Origin of the sequence: Citrobacter sp. Cu231, assembly GCF_030332265.1 — a bacterium.
Lineage (GTDB): Bacteria > Pseudomonadota > Gammaproteobacteria > Enterobacterales > Enterobacteriaceae > Citrobacter > Citrobacter meridianamericanus.
In genome coordinates, this window is record NZ_JAOWIE010000029.1 from 32,951 (window position 1) to 50,561 (window position 17,611).

At 50.9% G+C, this 17,611-nt stretch carries 16 protein-coding genes; 12 read left to right on the forward strand and 4 right to left on the reverse strand.

The window, feature by feature from the left end; translation table 11 throughout:
* Positions 1-43: 43 nt before the first annotated feature.
* The 5 genes from hypB (at position 44) to flhA (ending at position 5,514) form a co-directional block, all read left to right on the forward strand.
* Complete coding sequence (gene hypB / locus OGY15_RS03225) at positions 44-916, forward strand: hydrogenase nickel incorporation protein HypB (protein WP_151218205.1); 873 nt, start codon at positions 44-46, stop codon at positions 914-916.
* Positions 907-1,179: a hydrogenase 3 maturation protein HypC gene (gene hypC, locus OGY15_RS03230; protein WP_151218206.1), complete on the forward strand. Its 273-nt coding sequence runs from the start codon at positions 907-909 to the stop codon at positions 1,177-1,179. The genes hypB and hypC overlap by 10 nt, the downstream gene beginning before the upstream one ends.
* Positions 1,179-2,300 (forward strand): hydrogenase formation protein HypD, encoded by a 1,122-nt coding sequence (gene hypD / locus OGY15_RS03235; RefSeq protein WP_151218207.1) that lies wholly within the window; start codon positions 1,179-1,181, stop codon positions 2,298-2,300. Before hypC ends, hypD begins: the two co-directional genes overlap by 1 nt.
* Positions 2,297-3,307, forward strand: coding sequence for a hydrogenase expression/formation protein HypE (gene hypE, locus OGY15_RS03240; protein ID WP_286538245.1), 1,011 nt, complete (start codon positions 2,297-2,299; stop codon positions 3,305-3,307). Before hypD ends, hypE begins: the two co-directional genes overlap by 4 nt.
* A gap of 128 nt (positions 3,308-3,435) precedes the next feature.
* On the forward strand, positions 3,436-5,514 hold the full coding sequence (gene flhA, locus OGY15_RS03245; protein WP_187253108.1) for a formate hydrogenlyase transcriptional activator FlhA: 2,079 nt from the start codon (positions 3,436-3,438) through the stop codon (positions 5,512-5,514).
* Between the two features lie 39 nt (positions 5,515-5,553).
* Here flhA and OGY15_RS03250 read toward each other — a convergent pair whose 3' ends face one another.
* The 3 genes from OGY15_RS03250 to dcuC form a co-directional block, all read right to left on the reverse strand.
* On the reverse strand, positions 5,554-5,898 hold the full coding sequence (locus OGY15_RS03250; RefSeq protein ID WP_286538779.1) for a nitrous oxide-stimulated promoter family protein: 345 nt from the start codon (positions 5,896-5,898) through the stop codon (positions 5,554-5,556).
* An 84-nt stretch (positions 5,899-5,982) separates the two neighbouring features.
* On the reverse strand, positions 5,983-7,677 hold the full coding sequence (locus OGY15_RS03255; protein WP_151224251.1) for an NAD-dependent malic enzyme: 1,695 nt from the start codon (positions 7,675-7,677) through the stop codon (positions 5,983-5,985).
* A 51-nt stretch (positions 7,678-7,728) separates the two neighbouring features.
* Entirely contained in the window at positions 7,729-9,096 is a 1,368-nt protein-coding gene (gene dcuC / locus OGY15_RS03260) for a C4-dicarboxylate transporter DcuC (protein WP_151218209.1), read from the reverse strand.
* Positions 9,097-9,449: 353 nt separating this feature from the next.
* Here dcuC and OGY15_RS03265 point away from each other — a divergent pair, with 353 nt between their 5' ends.
* Positions 9,450-10,343, forward strand: a complete 894-nt coding sequence (locus OGY15_RS03265) for a MurR/RpiR family transcriptional regulator (RefSeq protein ID WP_151218210.1) — start codon at positions 9,450-9,452, stop codon at positions 10,341-10,343.
* 46 nt (positions 10,344-10,389) lie between these two features.
* On the opposite strand, the gene OGY15_RS03270 is transcribed toward OGY15_RS03265, so the two are convergent.
* Entirely contained in the window at positions 10,390-11,760 is a 1,371-nt protein-coding gene (locus OGY15_RS03270) for a class-II fumarase/aspartase family protein (protein WP_151224252.1), read from the reverse strand.
* Positions 11,761-12,167: 407 nt separating this feature from the next.
* On the opposite strand from OGY15_RS03270, the gene OGY15_RS03275 reads away from it, so the two are divergent.
* The 6 genes from OGY15_RS03275 (at position 12,168) to sitD (ending at position 17,609) form a co-directional block, all read left to right on the forward strand.
* Positions 12,168-13,208, forward strand: coding sequence for a porin (locus OGY15_RS03275; RefSeq protein ID WP_151224253.1), 1,041 nt, complete (start codon positions 12,168-12,170; stop codon positions 13,206-13,208).
* A 10-nt stretch (positions 13,209-13,218) separates the two neighbouring features.
* The gene (locus OGY15_RS03280) at positions 13,219-13,992 is read left to right on the forward strand and encodes an SGNH/GDSL hydrolase family protein (protein WP_151218213.1); all 774 of its coding nucleotides are present in this window, start codon (positions 13,219-13,221) and stop codon (positions 13,990-13,992) included.
* 179 nt (positions 13,993-14,171) lie between these two features.
* Positions 14,172-15,089, forward strand: a complete 918-nt coding sequence (locus OGY15_RS03285) for a metal ABC transporter substrate-binding protein (RefSeq protein WP_286538252.1) — start codon at positions 14,172-14,174, stop codon at positions 15,087-15,089.
* Complete coding sequence (gene sitB, locus OGY15_RS03290; RefSeq protein WP_210905308.1) at positions 15,086-15,901, forward strand: manganese/iron ABC transporter ATP-binding protein; 816 nt, start codon at positions 15,086-15,088, stop codon at positions 15,899-15,901. Before OGY15_RS03285 ends, sitB begins: the two co-directional genes overlap by 4 nt.
* 2 nt (positions 15,902-15,903) lie before the next feature.
* Entirely contained in the window at positions 15,904-16,761 is an 858-nt protein-coding gene (gene sitC, locus OGY15_RS03295; RefSeq protein ID WP_210905309.1) for a metal ABC transporter permease, read from the forward strand.
* Positions 16,758-17,609, forward strand: coding sequence for an iron/manganese ABC transporter permease subunit SitD (gene sitD / locus OGY15_RS03300; RefSeq protein WP_278238624.1), 852 nt, complete (start codon positions 16,758-16,760; stop codon positions 17,607-17,609). Before sitC ends, sitD begins: the two co-directional genes overlap by 4 nt.
* Positions 17,610-17,611: the final 2 nt, after the last annotated feature.

Sequence of the window (17,611 nt, forward strand, 5' to 3'; positions counted from 1 at the left end):
CGGCATAAAAGGCTAGTAACAAGCAATAGATCAGGAGTGAGCGATGTGTACGACATGTGGTTGCGCTGAAGGCAACCTTTATATAGAGGGTGATGAGCATAATCCCCACTCGGCGTTTCGCAGCGCGCCATTTGCCCCGGCGGCTCGCCCGGCACTGAATATTACCGGTGTGAAAACCTCCAGTTTCACACCGAGTCAGACCGAAGAAGGCGATTTGCACTATGGTCACGGTGAAGCAGGTACCCATGCGCCGGGCATGAGCCAGCGCCGCATGCTGGAAGTGGAAATTGACGTACTGGATAAAAACAACCGTCTGGCCGAACGCAACCGCGCCCGCTTTGCCGCTCGTCAGCATCTGGTACTGAACCTTGTCTCAAGCCCGGGTTCCGGTAAAACCACGCTGCTGACCGAAACGCTGATGAAGCTCAAAGACAACGTGCCGTGTGCCGTCATTGAAGGCGACCAGCAAACGGTTAACGATGCCGCACGTATTCGTGCCACGGGCACGCCAGCCATCCAGGTCAACACCGGTAAAGGTTGCCACCTCGACGCCCAAATGATCGCTGACGCCGCGCCGCGTTTGCCGCTTGAAGACAATGGTATTTTGTTCATTGAAAACGTCGGCAACCTGGTTTGCCCGGCGAGTTTCGACCTCGGCGAACGCCATAAAGTGGCCGTGCTTTCCGTCACTGAAGGCGAAGACAAACCGCTGAAATACCCGCATATGTTTGCCGCCGCCTCGCTGATGCTGCTCAATAAAGTGGATCTGCTGCCGTACCTCAATTTTGACGTAGATAAGTGCATCGCCAGCGCCCGGGAAGTAAACCCGGAAATTGAGATCATCCTGATTTCTGCCACCAGCGGCGAAGGGATGGACCAATGGCTCTCCTGGCTGGAGACGCAGCGATGTGCATAGGTGTTCCGGGTCAAATCCGCACCATTGACGGCAACCAGGCTAAAGTCGACGTTTGCGGTATTCAGCGCGACGTCGATCTGACGCTGGTTGGTAGCTACGATGAGCATGGTCAACCCCGTTTGGGCCAGTGGGTACTGGTTCACGTCGGCTTTGCCATGAGCATCATTAATGAAGCAGAAGCGCGCGACACGCTCGATGCGCTACAAAACATGTTTGACGTTGAGCCGGATGTCGGCGCGTTGCTGTATGGCGAGGAAAAATAATGCGTTTTGTTGACGAATACCGCGCACCAGAACAGGTGATGCAGTTGATAGAGCACCTGTGTGAACGTGCTGCACTCCTCCCCTACACTGCTGAACACCCGCTGCGCATCATGGAAGTTTGTGGTGGTCATACCCACGCAATCTTCAAGTTCGGTCTCGATCAATTACTGCCTGAAAACGTCGAGTTTATTCATGGTCCGGGCTGCCCGGTTTGCGTTCTGCCGATGGGCAGAATCGACAGCTGTGTAGAAATTGCCAGCCATCCGGAAGTGATTTTCTGCACCTTTGGTGATGCGATGCGCGTCCCGGGTAAACAAGGTTCCCTGCTACAAGCCAAGGCGCGCGGCGCGGATATCCGCATCGTCTATTCACCGATGGATGCGCTGAAGCTGGCACAGGAAAACCCAACGCGTAAGGTTGTGTTCTTTGGCCTGGGTTTTGAAACCACCATGCCAACAACCGCCATTACCCTGCAACAAGCAAAACAGCGTGACGTGCAGAATTTTTACTTTTTCTGCCAGCACATCACGCTTATCCCTACGCTGCGCAGCCTGCTGGAACAACCGGACAACGGCATTGATGCCTTTTTAGCGCCGGGCCACGTCAGCATGGTGATTGGTACCGATGCCTATAATTTCATTGCCTCAGATTTCCATCGTCCGTTAGTGGTCGCCGGTTTCGAACCGCTCGATCTGCTGCAGGGCGTGGTGATGTTGATTGAGCAGAAAATTGCCGCGCACAGCCAGGTAGAAAACCAGTACCGTCGCGTGGTACCGGACGCCGGTAACGCGCTAGCGCAACAGGCAATTGCCGACGTTTTCTGCGTCAATGGCGACAGCGAATGGCGCGGTCTGGGCGTAATTGAATCTTCCGGTGTTCATCTGACGCCGGAGTATCAACGCTTTGATGCCGAAGCGCATTTCCAGCCAGCACCGCAGCAGGTGTATGACGATCCGCGTGCGCGTTGTGGAGAGGTATTGACCGGCAGATGCAAACCGCATCAGTGCCCGTTGTTTGGTAAAACCTGTAATCCGGAGACCGCATTTGGCGCCCTGATGGTCTCCTCAGAAGGCGCATGTGCCGCCTGGTATCAATATCGTCAGCAGGAGTGTGAAGCATGAACAGCGTACAACTCGCCCACGGTAGCGGCGGTCAGGCTATGCAGCAGTTGATCAACAGTCTGTTTATGGAGGCTTTTGCGAATCCGTGGCTGGCGGAACAGGAAGATCAGGCACGTCTGGAACTGGCGCAACTGGTCGCTGAAGGCGACCGTCTGGCGTTTTCAACCGACAGCTATGTTATTGATCCGTTGTTCTTCCCGGGGGGGAATATCGGCAAGCTGGCTATCTGTGGTACGGCTAACGATGTGGCCGTCAGCGGCGCGCTCCCGCGCTATCTCTCCTGCGGTTTTATCCTCGAAGAAGGTTTACCAATGGAGACACTGAAAACCGTCGTTAACAGCATGGCGGCAACCGCGCGCGAAGCGGGCATTGCCATCGTCACCGGCGACACCAAGGTTGTACAGCGCGGCGCGGCGGACAAACTGTTTATCAACACCGCCGGAATGGGCGCGATCCCGGCTAACATTCACTGGGGGGCACAAACCCTGAGCGTGGGCGATGTGCTGCTGGTCAGCGGTACGCTTGGCGATCATGGCGCAACTATCCTCAACCTCCGCGAACAACTGGGTCTTGATGGCGAACTGGTCAGTGACTGCGCGGTATTGACACCGCTTATCCAGACGCTACGTGATATCCCCGGCGTGAAGGCGCTGCGTGACGCGACCCGTGGCGGCGTGAATGCGGTAACGCATGAATTTGCCGCATCATGCGGGTTTGGTATTGAGCTGTCAGAAGCGGCCCTGCCCGTGAAGCCTGCAGTACGTGGCGTTTGCGAACTGCTGGGCCTCGATGCGCTCAACTTTGCTAACGAAGGCAAGCTGGTGATTGCCGTTGAACGTCAGGCCGCTGAAACGGCACTTGCCGCGCTGCGCGAGCATCCGTTAGGACGCGATGCCGCAATGATTGGCGAAGTGGTAGAGCGCAAGGGTGTGCGTCTTGCCGGACTCTACGGCGTGAAACGAACCCTTGATTTACCACACGCCGAACCCTTACCTCGTATATGCTAACAGCCCATTAGCGGCAACGTGTAGGCCGGATAAGCTGAAATCGCTATCCGGCAATAATTTACGACTTATACCTATAATTCATTTACCGTTTTCGCACCGTTCTGCGGTGCTTTTCCTGGAAAAGCAATATGTCGTATACACCGATGAGTGACCTCGGACAGCAAGGCCTGTTCGATATTACTCGTACATTATTACAGCAGCCCGATCTCCCGTCTCTCAGCGAGGCGCTTTCGCAGCTGGTCAAGCGTTCAGCGCTGGCCGACTGTGCGGCTATTGTCTTATGGCAGGCACAAACGCAGCGTGCGCGTTATTTTGCGACGCGTGAAAATGGTAAACCCATCGATTATGAAGACGAAACAGTACTGGCCCATGGCCCGGTACGCCGTATTTTGTCCCGCCCCGATGCGCTGCACTGCAACTATCACGAATTTACTGAAACCTGGCCACAGCTGGCCGCTGGCGGACTGTATTCTGAATTTGGCCACTACTGCCTGCTGCCGCTGGCGGCGGATGGGCGCATCTTTGGCGGCTGTGAATTCATCCGTAATGAAGATCGTCCATGGAGTGAAAAAGAGTACAACCGGCTGCAGACCTTCACCCAAATAGTCGGCGTTGTAGCTGAACAAATTCAAAGCCGGGTCAGCAACAACGTCGATTACGATCTGTTGTGCCGCGAGCGTGATAACTTTCGCATCCTGGTCGCCATCACCAATGCAGTGCTCTCTCGCCTGGACATTGACGAACTGGTCAGCGAAGTCGCCAAAGAGATCCACCACTACTTCGACATCGATGCCATCAGCATCGTGTTACGCAGCGATCGCAAAAACAAACTCAGCATTTATTCCACCCACTATCTGGATGAACATCATCCGGCGCACGAACAAAGTGAAGTGGATGAAGCTGGTACGCTTTCCGAACGCGTGTTCAAAAGCAAAGAGATGCTGCTGATTAATCTGAGCGAACGCGATACGCTCGCCCCTTACGAACGGATGCTGTTCGAAACCTGGGGCAACCAGCTACAGACCCTGTGTCTGCTGCCGCTGATGTCGGGCAATACTATGCTCGGCGTCCTTAAGCTGGCGCAGTGCGAAGAGAAAGTGTTCACCACTGCCAACCTCAAACTGCTACGCCAAATCGCCGAACGCGTGGCGATCGCCGTAGATAACGCTCTCGCCTATCAGGAAATTCATCGCCTGAAAGAGCGCCTGGTCGATGAAAACCTGGCGCTCACAGAACAACTTAACAACGTGGAGAGCGAGTTCGGCGAAATCATTGGCCGCAGTGAAGCAATGTACAGCGTGCTCAAACAGGTCGAAATGGTGGCGCAAAGCGACAGCACCGTCCTGATTCTCGGCGAAACCGGAACCGGTAAGGAGCTGATTGCCCGAGCAATTCACAACCTGAGTGGGCGTAACGCCCGCCGGATGGTAAAGATGAACTGTGCCGCCATGCCTGCCGGGTTGCTGGAAAGCGACCTGTTTGGTCATGAGCGCGGCGCGTTTACCGGGGCCAGCACGCAGCGGATTGGACGTTTCGAGCTGGCCGATAAAAGCTCGCTGTTCCTCGATGAAGTGGGCGACATGCCGCTGGAGCTTCAGCCCAAACTGCTGCGCGTATTGCAGGAGCAGGAGTTTGAACGTCTGGGCAGCAATAAACTGATCCAGACCGACGTTCGCTTGATCGCCGCCACTAATCGCGATCTGAAAAAGATGGTCGCCGATCGCGAGTTTCGTAACGATCTCTACTATCGACTGAACGTCTTCCCAATCCATCTGCCGCCACTGCGCGAGCGCCCGGAAGATATCCCGCTGCTGGTGAAAGCTTTCACCTTTAAAATTGCCCGCCGGATGGGGCGCAATATCGACAGCATTCCTGCCGAAGCGCTGCGTACGCTGAGCAGCATGGAATGGCCGGGCAACGTGCGCGAACTGGAAAATGTGGTGGAGCGTGCAGTTCTGCTTACCCGAGGCAACGTGCTACAGCTGTCCCTGCCGGATATTGCCGCGTTGACGCCGTCCGCACCACCAGTGGCCACCGAAGTTGCGCAGGATGGCGAGGACGAATACCAGTTGATCATGCGCGTTCTGAAAGAGACCAACGGCGTGGTTGCCGGTCCTAAAGGTGCAGCGCAGCGCCTGGGACTGAAGCGCACCACGTTACTCTCGCGTATGAAACGCCTGGGCATTGATAAGGATGCGCTGGTTTAACTGATTGCCCGATAGCGCCACGCTTATCGGGCATCTGAATTACTTCTTGCGCTGATATTTCTCTGGCAATTCCGGGACAGGGCGTTTGTCATCAATCAGATGACGCACGGTCAGAATCGGATGACGCCAGAGCATTCTTGGCCCAGCCCAGCGCATAATTTGTTTCATCTCTTCGCGTTTAGTAGGTTGATAACAGTGTACCGGACACTGTTTACAGGCCGGTTTTTCCTCACCAAATACGCACTTATCGAGGCGCTTTTGCGCATAGGCAAACAACGCATCGTAATGCCCCGGCTCGTCTGAAGCCTGCGGACAATGGCTCTCGTAGAGTGAGATCATTTTCCGGATCGTCATTTTTTCACGAGCAATACGTTTGCCGGACATAATGCCTCCATAATTAAGTTGCATAAATAATACACCTTAACCATAGAGGCAACCAAGAGCCGTTAATCATTCCAGGAAAAATGACTAAATAGCTCTGCGTTTATAAGGTCGATAATGCGGTAGCCAAAAGTTATCTTTAATACTCTGCAACAGCGTCTCGTCGCTCATCTTCTCCGCCACACCGGAATGCTGTGCTGCCTTACCGACCTCAAAAGCAACACTGCGAGTCACTTCGCAGATTGTCTTAACCTCCGGTAGCAGAGCACCTTCACCATTGCGCACCAGTGGAGAAGCATTGGCCAGTGCGCAGCTTGCCGCCATCAGCATCGTGTCTGTTATGCGCGTCGCGCCGCTGGCGATAGCCCCCAGACCGATGGCCGGGAAAACATACACGTTATTGCACTGTGCAACGGGAATGGAACCCCCATTAAATACAACCGCATCGCAGGGACTGCCTGTCGCGATGATGGCCCGTCCCTCGGTCCAGCGCACGATATCTTCTGGCCGCGCTTCCATTCTCGAGGTGGGATTCGACAGCGGCATGACAATCGGGCGATCGCAGTATTGATACATCGTGCTAATCACCTCCTGCGAGAACAGTCCGGCCTGGCCCGACACACCCAGCATCACCGTGGGTTTGACATTATGAATCACCTCCAGTAATGACGGCGCCTGCCCATCATACTGCCAGTCAGATAAGGCTTCGGGAGGTTGCGCCAGCGATTGCTGGAAATCAGCTAAGGCATCATTGGTGGTCATCACCAGACCGTCGCGATCCACCATAAAAATGGTCCGTCGGGCTTCAGCCTGGCTCATACCTTCAGATATACGACAGGCAATAATATGCTGGGCGATGCCACATCCTGCCGCGCCCGCCCCTACAATCACGATGGGTTGCTGGCAGAGGTCGCGACCGCTACCACGACAGCCCGAGAGAATTGTTGCAAGAGCCACTGACGCCGTGCCCTGAATATCATCATTAAAACAGCATAGTTCATCACGATAACTCGCCAACAAAGGGATCGCTGTATGCTGGGCGAAGTCTTCAAACTGCAGCAGAACGTTAGGCCAGCGTCGTTTAACCGCCGCAATAAACATGCCAATAAATGCGAAGTAATCTTCACCGGTGATACGCGGATGACGCCAGCCGATATAGCGCGGATCGTCCAGCAGTCGTGTATTGTTAGTGCCGACATCCAGAAGAATGGGTAACGTATTCGCCGGATTTACCCCTCCACAAACGGTATAAAGCGACAACTTCCCGATAGGAATACCCATACCGCCAACGCCCTGGTCGCCCAAGCCCAGAATGCGCTCACCATCAGTGACGACAATGACTTTAATATCGTGCCGTGGAATATCATGCAAAATATCGTCAATACGATCGCGATCGGGCCATGAAATAAATACACCACGCGCACGACGATATATCCAGGAGAATTTTTCGCAGGCGGCCCCGACTACCGGGGTATAAACGATTGGCAGCATCTCAGGTAGATGCTTTTTCAGCAGATAATAAAATAACGTTTCGTTGGTATCCTGAATATTACGCAAATAAATATGCCGGGCGTTGTGGGATTCAGCCTCAAGATATTGTTGATACGCCCGCTCGGCTTGTTCATCAATATTCTCAATGGCGCAAGGCAGTAGCCCACTCAGGTTAAAGTCATGTCGTTCTTGTTGCGTGAAGCTGCTTCCCTTGTTCAATAACGGAGACTCAAGCAGTAACTTGCCCGTAAACGGGACGTATAAAACATCGTTTGTCACGTTGCCATCCATAAATTACAACCAGATAAACAATAAGAGCCTGCATTAACAGGCTCTCGGGATTCAAATCAGGACATAGTTGGCAACCAGCATCGCCGCGATACCGGCCAGCGCTGGAAGCAGCGTCCTTCTGACGATCATAAACGGTGAACATTCCCCTGCTTTGCTTACCGCAATAATGATGCCAGCCACAGGAGACATTGAGCGCCCCATTCCCGCCATCAGTTGCATAGGCAGGATCATATTAACGGCGCTTTCGCCAAATTTTGCCGCAATGGAGGGGGCCAGGCCGGAGAAAGAGAAGAAGGCAGCAACGCCAGAGCCTGTCAGTACAGCGGTTACTCCCACCAGCGCGGTCATCACTAGTGTCATGCTGGTAAAGCCCAGACCTGCGTTTTGCACCGACTGCAGCAGGTAGTCCACTGCGCCAATTTTCTGCAGCCCCTGCGCATAGATATCCGCACACACCAGCAAGGAAACGATGCTGGTAAACATGCTGCCCATACCTTTGAAGAAGACCTGTAATCCTTTACAGCAGCTTTTGAAATCTCGGGTTGACACCAGTTCAAAGAAAAATGCGACGACCGCGCCAAGAATCATCGCCGTCACTACGTCAATTTTAATAGATTTGATCACCAGCGGGCTAAAGACCAGCACCAGAACCACAGGCAGAACCGGCAGAAGCGCGTAAATAACGGGAGACTTGCGACCCTCTTCTTCCGCTTGCGCGACACTTTGCTCGCCCGGCACGAAGCCATCCTTTTTGTCAAAATATTTCGCGGTGAAGTAAATCACCACCGCAACAGCCAGCATCACCACCACCGCGACCGGCATCTGGTAATGAGCAAAGTAGATAGCGCTTTCCATTCCGGCATGCTTGGCCGCCAAATTCGCTGTTCCAACCGCAGGCCCTAAATCCATAAACGCGCACAGACCAATCATCGCTGCCGCAGAGGCTTTACTGACTCCGAGACGGACCAGAACCGGGAAGAATGTCACCAGCAGCAACATCGCCAATCCCGCCGCACTTGAAATTGCCACATGCAGAAGCTGCGCACAGATGTACCCCAGCGCGAGGATAAGGTAAGGCGCTTTAATCACTTGTAGCGGACGAATGCACATATTAACCATCGCGTTCGACGCTTTGATGTGATCCATATAGCTGGCAAATCCGCCCGCAGCCATGATGATAAGACCAATACCCGCAATTTGTGTGGTCAGCGATTCTTTGGCAAAGCTAAAGATATCCAGCCAGGTTGATCCCGTGGATTTGGCTTTATCATAGAGAATGCTTTTTTCAGGATAAAACAGTACGGTAATGGTCAATAATGCCAATCCAGCGAGTAATAAAACAGTTTGCGGCTGATAATTTTTCACAATTAACCATGCAGCAATAGCTGTTATCACTATAGCTATAATAAACGCTGTCATAATAACAATTCCTATGCCATACAAATCGGGTAGGGTTACCTGTCATATCATCATAGCTTATGTAGGATAGTAAAAAATTACACCTATATATAAGCAGCTATAATATGTACGTAAATTTATCGTATTACATACTCAAATATTGAGATTTAAGTGTAATGGGTTGTGTGGTTGTAAAATACGGGAAAGGTGTTTTCCCACCCCTTTTTGTGAGTAAGATCGCAACTCATCTGAATAAGGTAGCATCCGTAAGAAAAGGCTGGATGCGGGTTTCCAAGATATTCATTCAATGGTTGACGTCGAAAAGGTATTATCCTATAACAACGTTGATATACAACAGCAACCGGGTGTTATCCATGTACAATAAAAACACATTAAGTCTGGATGAGTATAACTTACTGACTCTTAATATGGGTGATCTAACTGAATCTGAGTGCCGACTTAATGAGTACATTAATAAACACTTTAATGAACTCCCTTATCATGGCATTGTTGATCTCTCGCAAAATGCGATGGTAAGCAAAGCAACTATTGGCCGATTTTTAAATAAGATTGGGTTTACGGGTTATGCTGCTTTCCGTAAGGCATTAGATATCACGCTGTCAAAAAATAAAATATCTGCGCCGTTTGAGAAAAACATCAAACTGCGTAACAATCCCAGCATTACCACCGAAACTATCGTTACCGATTTCACCCACAAAGTATCAGAGTTATTTAATCAATTTAAAAATAATATTGATATTGAGAGCCTTAATGCGTTTATCGATCTGGTGCTGAATAATAAACGTCATATTTATGTCGTCGGCCCTTCATCATCTCATGCCATGGCGACGCATTTTTGTACACTGCTAAAGTACTTTCGCAGCAACATCACTCTGTTACCGACGGACATCAGCGAGCTCCCCAAATGTCTCATCAATATTGAGGAAGGGGATGTCCTGATTGTTTTCTCTTACTATCGATTTAACCGGGTCGCCCTCAATATTGCAAAATGGTTCAGAAAAAAGAATGCCGTCGTAGTGTTGGTGACCAACTCAGAGGCGAACCCTTACGGTAAGTTCTGCGATCTGCAGTTTGTTCTCCCAAGCGACGTACACTCCATTTTTCAAAGCCGTATTCTTGGCTTCTTTTTTATCGAACTCATTCTGCATCTGGCTTATGAGAAAGGAGATAGCGAGGGTAATTTTGCCCAACTGGAAGAATTATTCGTCTTTTTCGAAACATTTTCTGCTTCGGCCCACAATACTTAGCGCCACCAACCGCCAGGAGTGTTATCCCTCCCGGCGACATGACGAATCAGGCAATATCTGCGGTTTTCACGCGATCGAACTCAGCGATAGTCTCAGCGATTAGCGCGTCGTTAGCCCCGATATATGACAGCGGCTCGCAGGCGGCAGCAATTTCCGCCCCAGATAATGACGCGCGGATTTCCGGGCTAGCCTGTACGATCTCCATGAAGCTGTGCTCGCCGGTTGCATGCTTCAGCAGCTTTTTCACTAGGTTATAAGCGGACTCTCTGCCAATTTTGGCGGCAAGCTTCATCGTCAGCGATTCCGACATAATAAAGTGCTTTGAGCAGTCAAAATTAGCGCGCATCTTATCTTCATTAACAATGAGATGCGAAAGCAGGCTCTTTGCGCGTGTCAGGCTGGTCGATAACGCATTAGAGGCCTCCGGAAGGATCGTCCAGTTTAATACCCGCATAGAGGCTGCTCGCACATCCTGTTGATCCAGCATTGCTGGCGCGCCGGAAGCATACATCCACCCCATTCTTGCCAGCGTTTGCATCATATTACTGGCGCGTGGATTAACTTTGTGTGGCATGGTGCTGGATCCGCCACCGCCCTCTCCCTCAAGTACTTCAGCAATCGGCGTACGTCCCATTGTTTCGACATCGTTGGCCAGACGACACAGCGTGCCGTGAACAAGAGCAAAAAACTGCACAACTTCAACGACCGCATCCTGACTGGCATTATTAATCCCGCAGGGCACGTTCAGACCCAACGCTAACATCAGCCGCTGGCGTGTTTCCATTCCCTGCTTACCTACAGAAGCCAGATTCCCCACCGCACCACCAAAAAGTCCGGTTACGGCACGCGGATACAGCTGCTGTAGACGTGTCAGGTGGCGGTTTATCTCCGCCAGATAACTGCAAACATGAAGCCCCCACGTCGTTGCAGAAGCATCCACCGAATTGGTTCGTGCAACCATTACCGTGCGAGCATGTCGTAACGCCATCGTTTTCATGGCTTCGCCAACATCAAGCAATTGCTCACGTAACAGTTGCAGCGTTTGCTGCAATCTCATCGCCATGCCTGAGTCCAGTAAATCCTGAGTGGTACATCCCCAGTGCAGAAACTGACTTACCAATGGTGTTCCACTGGCGGAGATCTGATCGATCAGCGGCTTTATAGCCATGCCGACGGTTTTTGTTTCTTGCGCCAGGGTGGGCCAGTCAATCTCTATTTCCCGACAGGTTTGTTCAATTTCAACGGCTGCTTGTTGAGGAATAATCCCCAGCTCACTTTGCACGCGAGCGACCGTCGCCTCAAAACGCAACCAACAACGCAGCAGATTGTCGTCAGACCATATTTCCCGCATCTTCTCCTGAGTGAACAATGATGAATAAAGGTCAGAATCAAATACCGTTGTTTGCTTCCCGTACATACAGCGCCTCTCCGGCTAGTGAATGCGTGATAATCGAAAATGTGATTAATCAATTTTGCGGGATTTGTCTGCCAAATTATAGGGGAAAATAGTATTCCCACCCCAAAATAGGCCATGAGAATGTAATATTCCCATTTTCAGTTTTTGCCTTCTGTAAAAATGCGATGTAGTTCACAGTAACTTCTGCATTACAATTTAAGTCACCGTAATACCTTAAAAAAAACACTCATTAAATATAAGAACCATTAATACAATCGCCAAATCAGAGATAGTTATGCGCGAATAATCACATTTCATTACGAGAAAAAATGATTCCCATATCGCTGTCATTCCTTTTCCTCAAACAATTACCTCGCTGTGAAATTTATTTTTATGGTCAGGAAACTAATGCTGATTTGAGGGATAACATGAAACTAAAAAATTATTCACTAATATTACTAATGGGTATGAGTTCCTCGGCGTTCGCCTTAAACGTCTATAATAAGGATGGAAATACGCTGGATATCTATGGTCGTGTTGAGGGCAAAATTGCAAGTGGTCAGAATTCATTCGCTGGCAGTGAAAGTCGAAGTGATTTAGGTGGTCGTATAGGTATTTATCTCACGCGAGATCTGGATCTTCTGCCAGAGACTAAAATCGTAGGCCGACTGGAATGGCAGGTGCGTACCGAAAAAAATGATAATAATACCGGCGAAAGCGATATGGAGGCCCGCTATTCCTATGTCGGCCTGTCGAATAAAACATGGGGTGAACTGATCACCGGGAGAACCAAAAACCCGTTGTATCAGGTAATGAAAATGACCGATAAGTACAAAAACTTCACCCCCAATATCTACAGCTATGGCATTACAACCATTGATGACTCTTACCAGTTCAACCGACAGGACGGTACCGTACAGTGGAACGCCAAATTTGCCGGCAATGAGATTCAACTGGCATGGGTTTCCGGTAACGGCAACAGTGATAACGAAGCTCTGGATTACGGCGCGATGGCCAGCTATCGCAATTCTTTCAAATTTGGCGATTTTAGGATTACACCGGCGATAGCGGCCAGCCGTTATAAACGACAGGACGGGGTAGTGACCACCGATGGACGTAATCAAAACGATCAAATCATGGGAGGATTACAACTCAGTTATAAAGCCTATGAAGTCGCAGTAACCGCATTACGTACGTCTATTTCTCGTGATAACAAAAGCGATAATAATTATAAAGGGATGGATTCGTTCATTTCCTACAACTTTGGCACCGTCAAGGTTCTTACCGGATATAGCTTTTTAAATGAAGATGGTAAAGATATTGCTGAAAAAGAAGACTGGCGTGCTGAAGCGCAATTAACATTGGCTAAAGACACGTGGTTATCATTTACTTACGATAAAGAGTTCGCAAGTAAGAACAAAAAGACCAATGATGATGCGCTTATCGTTGGGCTCCGTTATGATTTCTAAGAGATAAAAAATGAAAAAGATAACATTACTTGCCGCAGCGACGACTTTCGCCTTAAGTAGTATCTGTGTTCAAGCGGATACGTTATTAGCGCCTTCCGCATATGCGAAAATGGATGGTGAGAATAAAATTGTCGCGCTTTATGGTAACTCTTTCACTTTCTATAACAATAATATTAATACCCGCCTGCGGGATTTGACGCAGTCCTTACTACCTGATCACGCCAAAGGCTATAAATATCGGGGGATCACGATTTCCAGCGGTCATTTAGGCTGGCAAATTGAGAATATGCGCTATCAGAACACGCTACAGAAATGGGATGTCGTCATCCTGCAGGGGAATTCTACAGAAACGATTTCAAAGAAAGAAAGTACCCGACAAAATTTCGTGGACTCTGCAACCCAAATGGCCGAAATGGCGCATAAAGCCGGTGCAAAAGTCGTCTATTTCATGACCTGGCCGAAAAAAGACAAACCCGAAGATAGCCAAAAACTGGCAGATGCTTATATCTCGATTGCGCAAAAAACGGGGGGATATGTAGCTCCGGTAGGTCTGGCTTTCGAGAAAGCGCGTACAACGCACCCAGAAATTAACCTGTATTATCAAGATGGTGTACACCCTTCGATTTCAGGAACATATCTCGCCGCCTGCGTATTTTTCGCTACTCTGTATAATCAGTCTCCGGTCGGCGGTGCGCTTCCCATTGATACGGACATGAACCCTGCTACCGCCAAAGCCTTGCAGCAAGTAGCCTGGGAAACCGTCACTGAGTTCCAGAAATCATAATCATCGGCTTTGTCCTCCCCTGCACGCCGACAATCGTGTCGGCGTAAACGCATATCCTCATCCATTCCTTAGCACCCTACGCAAATAAGAATTATTTTCATTTACTTATACCTTGTGCTATATAACATAGCAAATGCTATATTTGATGATAAATTAACCATTTTATTGTGAGGGATACTATGCTGCATCTGCCCCATCTGAAATCGCTTCTCCTTGCAAGCGTAATCACGGCGCTGACGCTGTCTCCTGCCTGGGCGAAAGAAAAATTTAAGGTAGTAACTACCTTTACGGTGATTGCCGATATGGCCAGTAATGTGGCAGGTGACGCTGCTGACGTCAGTTCTATCACCAAACCCGGGGCTGAAATTCACGAATATCAGCCCACACCAGGGGATATTAAACGCGCACAGGGTGCACAGCTAATCCTCTCCAACGGCCTCAATCTGGAGCTTTGGTTTGCCCGCTTCTATCAGCATTTATCCGGCGTGCCGGAGGTAATGGTCTCAAATGGCGTGCAGCCAATGGGTATCAGCGAAGGGCCGTACAACGGCAAACCGAACCCGCATGCCTGGATGTCAGCGGAGAACGCGCTCATCTACGTGGATAACATTCGCGATGCGCTGATGAAATACGATCCAGACAATGCTGCCACCTACCAGAAAAATGCGGAGAATTATAAAGCGAAAATCCAGCAGACTCTGGCGCCGCTGCATGATGAACTGATAAAGCTCCCTGCCGATAAACGCTGGCTGGTCACCAGCGAAGGCGCATTCTCTTACCTGGCACGTGATAACGGCCTGAAAGAGCTGTATCTGTGGCCAATCAATGCCGATCAGCAAGGCACGCCCAAACAGGTACGCAAAGTGATCGACGCGATCAAAGAGCATCAAATCCCCACCGTATTTAGCGAAAGCACCGTGTCCGACAAGCCTGCACGTCAGGTCGCTCGTGAGTCTGGCGCGCATTACGGCGGCGTGCTGTATGTCGATTCGCTCAGCGCTGCCGATGGTCCGGTACCGACCTATCTGGATTTACTGCGCGTGACGACACAAACCATCGTCAGCGGCATCAACGACGGGTTAAGGAGCCAAAAATGAGTCAATCTGCGATTACCGTGAATCAGGTTACGGTGACGTATCGCAACGGGCACACTGCGCTGCGGGATGCCACTTTTCAGGTTCCGGGCGGCTCAATTGCCGCCCTGGTCGGCGTCAACGGTTCGGGAAAATCAACGCTATTTAAAGCGTTGATGGGGTTTGTCCGTCTGGCGCGGGGGGAAATCTCTATTCTGCAACAACCGGTTAATAAAGCGCTCAAACAGAATCTGATCGCCTATGTCCCCCAGTCAGAGGAGGTGGACTGGTCGTTTCCGGTGCTGGTGGAAGATGTGGTGATGATGGGACGATTTGGCCATATGGGCTGGCTGCGTCGGCCAAAACAGATCGACCACGACTGCGTAGATACGGCGCTGGCGCGGGTCGACATGCTGGACTATCGCCATCGCCAGATTGGTGAACTTTCTGGCGGGCAGAAAAAACGCGTCTTTCTGGCGCGCGCTATCGCACAGGACGGCCAGGTCATTTTACTGGATGAACCGTTTACTGGTGTAGATGTGAAAACCGAGGCCCGGATCATCGACCTGCTGCGTGAACTGCGTGATGAAGGCCGGACCATGCTGGTCTCTACCCATAACCTGGGCTCCGTCACCGAGTTTTGTGATTACACGGTGATGATTAAGGGCACGGTGCTGGCAAGTGGCCCGACCGAAACCACCTTTACTCCCGAGAATCTCGAGCTGGCATTTAGCGGTGTCCTGCGTCACGTTGCCCTGCGCGGCGGCGAACAGCACGTGATTACCGATGATGAACGTCCGTTTATTTCGCGACGCGCGGCAAGCGAGGGGGAATAATCATGAACTGGCTGACAGAGCCGTTTGGTTACCAGTATATGCTCAACGCCATGTGGGTTTCGGCGATGGTCGGCGGCCTGTGCGCGTTTCTCTCTTGCTATCTGATGCTCAAAGGCTGGTCGCTGATTGGCGATGCGCTATCGCACTCTATCGTGCCGGGTGTAGCCGGAGCCTATATGTTAGGGCTTCCCTTCGCACTGGGCGCATTTCTTTCCGGTGGGCTGGCAGCGGGCAGCATGCTGTTTCTCAATCAGCGTTCACGCCTGAAGGAAGATGCGATTATCGGGCTGATTTTTTCGTCTTTTTTCGGTATCGGGCTTTTTATGGTGTCGCTCAATCCGATGTCGGTGAACATCCAGACCATTATTCTCGGTAATATCCTGGCAATTGCGCCGGAAGATATTCTGCAGCTGGCGATCATCGGTGTGGTATCGCTGACCATCCTGTTATTGAAGTGGAAAGATTTGATGGTGGTCTTTTTTGATGAAAACCACGCCCGGTCTATCGGTCTGAATCCGGGGCGTTTGAAGCTGCTGTTTTTTACACTGCTCTCCGTTTCAACGGTAGCCGCCCTGCAAACCGTCGGCGCATTTCTGGTGATTTGCCTGGTGGTCACGCCCGGAGCCACCGCCTGGCTGTTGACCGATCGTTTTCCTCGCCTGCTGGCGGTTGCCGTAGCTATCGGTAGCCTGACCAGCTTTTTCGGGGCCTGGCTGAGCTACTGGCTGGATGGTGCAACCGGCGGAATTATCGTCGTATTGCAAACACTGCTGTTCCTGCTGGCGTTTGTCTTCGCCCCCAAACACGGTCTGCTGGCGAATCGCCGCCGCGCCCGCAGGATCAATAAGGAGCTGGTATGATCTTAACAACGCTGCTGGAACCCTTTCAGTTTAGCTTTATGGTCAATGCGCTGATCATCTCCACTATTGTGGCTATCCCCTGCGCGTTGTTATCGGTTTTTTTAGTGCTCAAGGGGTGGGCGCTGATGGGTGATGCCATGAGCCATGCGGTTTTTCCGGGGATCGTGCTGGCTTACATCGCGGGCATCCCGCTGGCAATTGGCGCGTTTGTCGCTGGACTGTTCTGCGCGGTAGCCACCGGATACCTCGACGATAACAGCCGCATTAAGCGCGACACCATCATGGGCATTGTTTTCTCCGGGATGTTTGGTGCGGGACTGGTGCTGTATGTTTCCATTCAGTCGGAAGTGCATCTGGATCATATTCTGTTCGGCGATATGCTCGGCATATCACTGAGCGATATCATGCAAACAACGGTGATTGCGTTGGGGATCGCGCTAATCATTGGGCTGAAGTGGAAAGATCTGCTGCTGTATGCGTTCGACCTACATCAGGCCAAGACCAGTGGGCTTAACACCACTCTGCTGCATTACGGCCTGTTGTGTATGATCGCCCTGACGATTGTCGCCACGCTAAAATCGGTCGGGATTATTTTGTCGATTTCTTTACTGATTGCTCCTGGGGCGATTGCAATTTTACTGACGCGGAAATTTTCCAACGCCTTGTGGCTGGCGGTGGCGATGTCGATCGTTACTTCGTTTATAGGGGTATATCTGTCATTTTTCATCGACAGCGCACCGGCTCCCACCATCGTCGTATTATTTTCACTGCTGTTTGTGATTACTTTTATTTATGCAACCCTGCGCGATCGGCGTTTAGAAAATCAACTTCAGCTACGTGATGTATAAAT